General features: G+C 56.1%; 10 protein-coding genes. 9 read left to right on the forward strand and 1 reads right to left on the reverse strand.

The genetic code is table 11. The features are described from left to right. The first annotated feature begins 9 nt into the window (after positions 1 to 9). The 9 genes from cydX (at position 10) to cpoB (ending at position 6,229) form a co-directional block, all read left to right on the forward strand. Positions 10 to 123: a cytochrome bd-I oxidase subunit CydX gene (cydX, locus tag EHO01S_RS18220; RefSeq protein ID WP_070244635.1), complete on the forward strand. Its 114-nt coding sequence runs from the start codon at positions 10 to 12 to the stop codon at positions 121 to 123. Then, the gene (gene ybgE / locus EHO01S_RS06755) at positions 123 to 416 is read left to right on the forward strand and encodes a cyd operon protein YbgE (RefSeq protein WP_024523240.1); all 294 of its coding nucleotides are present in this window, start codon (positions 123 to 125) and stop codon (positions 414 to 416) included. The genes cydX and ybgE overlap by 1 nt, the downstream gene beginning before the upstream one ends. Before the next feature lie 144 nt (positions 417 to 560). Further along, complete coding sequence (gene ybgC, locus EHO01S_RS06760; protein ID WP_024523241.1) at positions 561 to 965, forward strand: tol-pal system-associated acyl-CoA thioesterase; 405 nt, start codon at positions 561 to 563, stop codon at positions 963 to 965. Then, the gene (gene tolQ / locus EHO01S_RS06765; RefSeq protein ID WP_024523242.1) at positions 962 to 1,645 is read left to right on the forward strand and encodes a Tol-Pal system protein TolQ; all 684 of its coding nucleotides are present in this window, start codon (positions 962 to 964) and stop codon (positions 1,643 to 1,645) included. The genes ybgC and tolQ overlap by 4 nt, the downstream gene beginning before the upstream one ends. A 12-nt stretch (positions 1,646 to 1,657) precedes the next feature. Continuing rightward, positions 1,658 to 2,080, forward strand: a complete 423-nt coding sequence (gene tolR / locus EHO01S_RS06770) for a colicin uptake protein TolR (RefSeq protein ID WP_024523243.1) — start codon at positions 1,658 to 1,660, stop codon at positions 2,078 to 2,080. Between the two features lie 135 nt (positions 2,081 to 2,215). Continuing rightward, entirely contained in the window at positions 2,216 to 3,421 is a 1,206-nt protein-coding gene (gene tolA / locus EHO01S_RS06775) for a cell envelope integrity protein TolA (RefSeq protein ID WP_024523244.1), read from the forward strand. 147 nt (positions 3,422 to 3,568) lie between these two features. After that, positions 3,569 to 4,861: a Tol-Pal system beta propeller repeat protein TolB gene (gene tolB, locus EHO01S_RS06780; protein ID WP_024523245.1), complete on the forward strand. Its 1,293-nt coding sequence runs from the start codon at positions 3,569 to 3,571 to the stop codon at positions 4,859 to 4,861. A gap of 46 nt (positions 4,862 to 4,907) precedes the next feature. Next, on the forward strand, positions 4,908 to 5,420 hold the full coding sequence (gene pal, locus EHO01S_RS06785; protein ID WP_024523246.1) for a peptidoglycan-associated lipoprotein Pal: 513 nt from the start codon (positions 4,908 to 4,910) through the stop codon (positions 5,418 to 5,420). A 23-nt stretch (positions 5,421 to 5,443) separates the two neighbouring features. Next, positions 5,444 to 6,229, forward strand: coding sequence for a cell division protein CpoB (gene cpoB, locus EHO01S_RS06790; protein ID WP_035370295.1), 786 nt, complete (start codon positions 5,444 to 5,446; stop codon positions 6,227 to 6,229). Here the strand turns inward: cpoB and EHO01S_RS19200 are convergent. Continuing rightward, a partial coding sequence (locus tag EHO01S_RS19200; protein WP_217994561.1) for a hypothetical protein occupies positions 6,221 to 6,402 on the reverse strand: 182 nt, incomplete at its 5' end. The two genes, cpoB and EHO01S_RS19200, sit on opposite strands and share 9 nt — an antisense overlap.

Genomic DNA, 6,402 nt, shown 5'->3' on the forward strand with positions numbered 1-6,402 from the left:
AGCTTAAGCATGTGGTATTTTGCCTGGGTTTTAGGAACGCTTATGGCCTGCTTCTTCGCCATCATCACCGCGATGGCGCTTGAAAATAGCGAGGCTAAGAAAGCGGCACAAGACGGTAAATGATGACCGGGTTAGCTGATAAGCTGTATAACCTGATGGACAAGGGCCCGTTACGGGCCCTTTCCCTCATCCTGGCACTGGTTCTGGCGGGGTGTATCTTTTGGGATCCGACGCGCTTCGCGGCGAAGACCAGCGCCTTGGCGATCTGGCAAGGGTTATTGATCATGTGGGCGGTCTGCTGCGGTGTGGTACACGGCGTCGGTTTCCGTCCGCAGCGTGCCTGGTGGCGAGCTTTTTTCTCGCCGCTGCCGGCACTGATGGTACTGGTCGCCGGTCTCGGTTTCTTCTTTCTCTAAGCTGAGTTAGGTCAGTAACCGTTTACTTCTCTATGGGCCATTGTCTGGCCCATAATTATTTTGGTTCTCCTCTTTCTCCCCCATTCCCAACCCCATTTCACTTGCGTATAGTATCCGCGTTGTTTAGTTATACTGGGATGTAGAGTGAGTCATATGGTATTTCGATGGCCGGTACGGGTTTACTTTGAAGACACCGACGCCGGTGGCGTTGTCTATCATGCACGCTATGTCGCCTTTTATGAAAGAGCGCGCACGGAGATGCTGCGTCAACACCACTTTAGTCAGCAACAGTTACTGACTGAGCATGTCGCTTTTGCGGTCCGTCGCATGACTGTGGACTATCTGGCTCCTGCCCGCCTGGACGATCTGTTGGTGGTAGAGAGTGAGATATCCGCGTTGCGGGGAGCTTCCCTTACGTTTGCGCAGCGCATCGTTAATTCAGACGGTTTGGTTCTCAGCCGGGCCGATGTGCTGATTGCATGTATCGATCAAAATCTAATGAAGCCGATCGCGCTTCCTAAGTCTATTGTCGCGGAGTTTAAGCAGTGACTGACATGAATATTCTGGATTTATTCCTGAAAGCAAGTGTGCTGGTAAAGCTTATCATGCTGGTGTTGATATGCTTTTCGGTCGCCTCTTGGGCGATCATCATCCAGCGCACCCGTATCCTGAACGCGGCGACGCGTGACGCCGAGGCTTTCGAGGATAAATTTTGGTCGGGTATCGAACTGTCTCGCTTGTATCAGGAGAGCCAGAGTCGGCGTGACGCCTTGAATGGGTCGGAGCAGATCTTCTATGCGGGCTTTAAGGAGTTTGCCCGTCTGCATCGGATGAACAGCCATGCGCCGGAGGGGGTGATCGAGGGGGCTTCACGCGCCATGCGTATCTCTCTGAATCGTGAGGTTGAGGCGCTGGAGACGCATATTCCGTTCCTGGGGACCGTCGGCTCAATCAGCCCCTATATCGGCCTGTTCGGTACCGTTTGGGGGATCATGCATGCCTTCATCGGCTTGGGGGCCGTGAAGCAGGCGACCTTGCAGATGGTGGCACCGGGGATCGCCGAAGCGTTGATCGCCACGGCGATTGGTTTGTTCGCCGCCATTCCCGCCGTCATGGCCTATAACCGCCTTAACCTTCGGGTGAACAAGCTGGAGCAGAACTATGAAAACTTCATGGAAGAGTTCATCGCTATTCTGCATCGCCAAGCCTTCGCCGCGGATGGTAAGTAAGTCGAGGATAGCATGGCAAGATTAGGTGGACGGCGCGATCTCAAATCGGAAATCAATATCGTCCCGCTGCTCGACGTGCTGTTGGTGCTGGTGCTGATCTTTATGGCGACGGCGCCGATCATTACGCAGAGTGTGGAGGTCGATCTGCCGGATGCGACGGACTCGAAGACCGTCAGTAGCAACGATCATCCTCCGGTGATCGTTGAGGTTTCCGGTGTGGGGCAGTACGCTGTGGTTGTTAATCATAACCGTATGACACAGTTACCGCCGGAACAGGTGATCGCCGAGGCGCAGGCGCAGCTTAAGGCGGATCCGAAGACAGTGTTCCTGATCGGTGGTGCCAAAGAGGTGCCCTATGATGAGATCATCAAGGCGCTTAACTTATTGCATCAGGCTGGCGTGACTTCAGTCGGTCTGATGACGCAGCCGATTTAACGGATTCGCTGTAGCGTAGTGTAAGCAGACATGCAGCCTGTATGGGCTGCGTGTCTTTATTTTGCGACGCCAGCGCGGTGGATGCCGTCTAGCACGGCGGAGTCTGGGCAGCGACTAGCGGTTGGAATCAAAATTGTGGGAAACGCAACTGAGCAAAAAGATAAGCTGAATCGCTCTGTCATCATCTCGGTGATTCTGCACATCGTCCTGATCGGGCTGCTGGTCTGGGGATCGATGCTGCAAGATAACCCGATGAGTGAGGGCGGTGATGGTGGTGGCGGCGGCTCGGCGATCGATGCGGTGATGGTCGACCCCAACGCGGTCGTGCAGCAATATAACCGTCAACAGGAACAACAAAACGCGGCGCAACGCGCGGAGCAGCAACGCCAGAAACAGGCGGAGAGGCAGGCGCAGGAGATGCAACGTAAGCAGGCGGAAGAACAACAGCGTCTTAAAGCGTTAGAGAAAGAGCGCCTACAGGCTCAAGAGGACGCGCGTAAGGCGGCTGAAGAGGCCAAACAGGCCGCTGAAGCGGCAAAGAAACAGGCGGCAGAAGAAGCGAAGCAAGCGGCCGAAGAGGCGAAGAAGCAAGCCGCATTAGCGATACAGCAGGCGAAAGAAGAGGCCGCCAAGGCCGCCGCGGCGGCGAAGAAGCAAGCCGAGGAAGCGGTGAAGAAGGCCGCCGCAGAAGCTAAGAAACAGGCTGAGGAAGCTGCGAAGAAGCAAGCGGCCGAAGAGGCGAAGAAACAGGCTGCGGCGAAAGCGAAGGCGGCGGCGGAAGCCAAAGCGGCAGCGGAAGCCAAAGCGGCAGCGGAAGCCAAAGCGGCGGCAGAGGTGAAGGCGAAAGCCGACGCGGAAGCGAAAGCGAAAGCCGATGCCAAGAAAGCCGCCGAGGCGAAGAAGAAAGCCGCGGCGGCGGCGGCGAAGCAAGCCAACGAGGTCGATGATCTGTTTGGCGGTCTGGCGTCGTCGAAGAACGCACCAAAAGGCACCGCCAACGGCGGCACGCCGGGTAACAGTGGTAAGGCAGGCCCGGCCGGTAAGGGGAATAGCAAGACCTCAGGCGCTTCCGGCGCAGAAATTAGCGGTTATGCGGATCAAATAAAGAGCGCAATCATGGCGAAGTTTTATACTGATCCCAGTTATACCGGAAAAACCTGTGATCTGCGCATCAAGTTGGCGCCCGATGGTCTGCTGATTGATGTGAAGGCGGAGGGCGGCGATGCGGCGTTGTGTCAGGCGGCGCTCTCTGCCGCGCGTCAGGCACGCTATCCGAAGCCGCCGAGCGAGGCCGTGTATCAGGTATTTAAGAACGCACCGGTGGTGTTCCAACCGCAGTGAGGGTGAGACTCGGCAGCCTAGAGCCTGTCGCGGAAGCGTTATCGGATTCCGCCGATGGCGCGCTAGGATGGCATGTAGTGTTGTTGAGGTAGTTTTGTTAAAATTCTGCTAATTATCGTGGCCAGAGGGTCGGATAAGGGAGATAAGATGAAGCAGGCGTTTCGTTTGATGGTGGGGCTTCTCGTCCTGTGGGCCAGCGTGCTCCATGCCGAAGTCCGAATCGTGATCACCCAAGGGGTGGATTCCGCCCGCCCGATTGGTGTGGTGCCGTTTAAGTGGATGGGCCCCGGCGCGGCGCCGGAAAATATTGGTGGCATTATCGCCGCCGACCTGCGCAATAGCGGCAAGTTCAATCCGATCGATGCCAGCCGTATGCCGCAGCAGCCGGCGACGGCAGCAGAGGTGACGCCGGCGGCTTGGACGGCGCTGGGCATCGATGCGGTGGTGGTCGGGCAGGTACAACCGGGGGCGGATGGCAGCTATCTGGTCTCCTACCAACTGGTCGACACCTCCGGTAACCCGGGCAGCGTATTGGCGCAGAATCAGTACAAGGTTACCAAGCAGTGGCTGCGTTATGCCGCGCATACCGCCAGCGACGAGGTTTTCGAAAAACTGACAGGCATCAAGGGGGCCTTCCGCACGCGCATCGCCTATGTGGTGCAGACCAACGGCGGTCAATTCCCCTATGAGCTGCGTGTCGCCGACTATGATGGCTACAACCAGTTTGTGGTGCATCGTTCCGCTGAACCGCTGATGTCTCCGGCCTGGTCGCCGGACGGCAGCAAGTTGGCCTACGTCACCTTCGAAAGCGGCCGCTCCGCACTGGTGATCCAGACGCTGTCTAACGGCGCTATCCGTCAGGTGGCTTCTTTCCCGCGTCATAACGGCTCTCCGGCCTTCTCGCCGGACGGCAGCAAGCTGGCTTTCGCTTTGTCGAAGACCGGTAGCCTCAACCTGTATGTGATGGATCTGGCCTCCGGCGCCATTCGTCAGGTGACCGATGGCCGTAGCAACAACACCGAACCGAGCTGGTTCCCGGACAGCCAGAACCTGGCCTTTACCTCTGACCAGGCGGGGCGTCCACAGATTTATAAAATCAATATCAATGGCGGTGCCGCGCAACGTCTAACCTGGGAAGGTGCCCAGAATCAGGATGCTGAAGTCAGCCCTGACGGGAAATTCCTGGTCATGGTGAGCTCTAACGCCGGTGCGCAACACATTGCCAAACTGGATCTTGGAACGAATGCCACTCAGGTTCTGACGGATACGTTCCTGGATGAAACGCCAAGCATCGCGCCGAATGGCACCATGGTGATTTACAGTTCTACTCAGGGACTGGGCTCCGTGTTGCAGCTGGTATCGATCGATGGGCGTTTTAAAGCGCGTCTTCCGGCCACCGATGGTCAGGTGAAGTTCCCGGCCTGGTCGCCGTATCTGTGATGCATACATAAAACTATACTTATATAAATTTAAAAGGATCAATAAGATGCAACTGAACAAAGTTCTCAAAGGGCTGATGCTGGTACTGCCGATCATGGCCGTGGCTGCGTGTAGTTCCAAGAAAAACACCAATGACGATCAGTCTGGTATGGGCCTGGGCGCCAACGGTATGGAAAACAGCAGCAGCAATCTGTCTTCTGAGGAACAGGCTCGTTTGCAGATGCAGGAGCTACAGAAAAACAACATCGTTTACTTCGGTCTGGACAAGTACGATGTCACGCCGGACTACATGCAGGAGCTGGACGCTCACGCCGCTTTCCTGCGTAACAACCCGTCTTATAAAGTGACGGTTGAAGGCCACACCGACGAACGCGGTACGCCGGAATATAACATCGCCCTGGGCGAGCGCCGTGCCAATGCGGTGAAGATGTATTTGCAGGGTAAAGGTGTGAGCGCCGATCAGATCGATATCGTTTCTTACGGTAAAGAGAAGCCGGCAGTACTGGGTCACGACGAAGCGGCTTACGCGAAGAACCGTCGTGCCGTACTGGTTTACTAATTTCTTGTGTAGACGAGTAGCGAATGAGCAGTAACTTCAGACGTCATGTGATGACGCTGTCGTTGCTGGTTGGCGTAGCGGCCCCTTGGGCCGCTACTGCCCAAGCGCCAATCAGTAGCGTCGGCTCAGGCTCGGTCGAAGATCGAGTCACCTCTCTTGAGCGTATCACCAACGCTCAGGGTCAATTATTGACCCAGCTTCAACAACAGCTTTCCGATAACCAGCGTGATATTGACACCCTACGTGGGCAGATCCAGGAAAACCAATATCAACTGAATCAGATCGTGGAACGCCAGAAACAGATCTACCAGCAGATAGATAGCTTGAGTAGCGGCAACGCGGCGCAGAGCGGTGTTGCAGCGGGCTCAAGCGCGCAGCCGGCAGACAGCAGCGCGCCGGCGGCGAGTGCACCGACGGCAGCGGCACCGGCGGCCGCCAGCGGTGATGCCAATACGGACTATAACCGTGCCGTCGATCTGGTGTTGGTGAAGAAGCAGAACGATCAGGCGATTTCGGCTTTCCAGACCTTTATCAAACAGTACCCCGATTCGACCTATCAGCCTAATGCCAACTACTGGCTGGGGCAGCTGTATTACAGCAAAGGGAAGAAGGACGACGCGGCCTATTATTATGCCGTGGTGGTGAAAAATTATCCTAAGTCGCCCAAGGCGCCGGAGTCGATGTATAAGGTCGGTGTGATCATGCAGGAGAAGGGGCAGAGCGATAAAGCGAACGCCGTATTCCAGCAGGTGATCAAACAATATCCTAACAGCGAAGCGGCCAAGCTGGCGCAGAAGCGTTTAGGCTAAGCGTAATTCGAGCAGGGAGCAGCCATTCTGGCTATTTTCCATGCCCGGATGTACGAAGCGCAAGCAATTGACCCTGTTGTGAGATTTTTTGGTTGCGCTGCCGAGATAAATGGGTAATATATGCCGCCGTTGCCAAGACAAACTGTAAAGCCTGTCACGGCGGCATACAGAAT

Source organism: Edwardsiella hoshinae NBRC 105699 = ATCC 33379, from assembly GCF_000474215.1.
In the GTDB taxonomy this organism is placed as follows: Bacteria; Pseudomonadota; Gammaproteobacteria; order Enterobacterales; family Enterobacteriaceae; genus Edwardsiella; species Edwardsiella hoshinae.

What these genes read in the sequence shown, in the direction of transcription:
- cydX (WP_070244635.1), top strand. Translation starts at nt 10, where the DNA reads ATGTGGTATTTTGCCTGGGTTTTAGGAACGCTTATGGCCTGCTTCTTC.
- ybgE (WP_024523240.1), top strand. Translation starts at nt 123, where the DNA reads ATGACCGGGTTAGCTGATAAGCTGTATAACCTGATGGACAAGGGCCCG.
- tolR (WP_024523243.1), top strand. Translation starts at nt 1,658, where the DNA reads ATGGCAAGATTAGGTGGACGGCGCGATCTCAAATCGGAAATCAATATC.
- tolB (WP_024523245.1), top strand. Translation starts at nt 3,569, where the DNA reads ATGAAGCAGGCGTTTCGTTTGATGGTGGGGCTTCTCGTCCTGTGGGCC.
- pal (WP_024523246.1), top strand. Translation starts at nt 4,908, where the DNA reads ATGCAACTGAACAAAGTTCTCAAAGGGCTGATGCTGGTACTGCCGATC.
- cpoB (WP_035370295.1), top strand. Translation starts at nt 5,444, where the DNA reads ATGAGCAGTAACTTCAGACGTCATGTGATGACGCTGTCGTTGCTGGTT.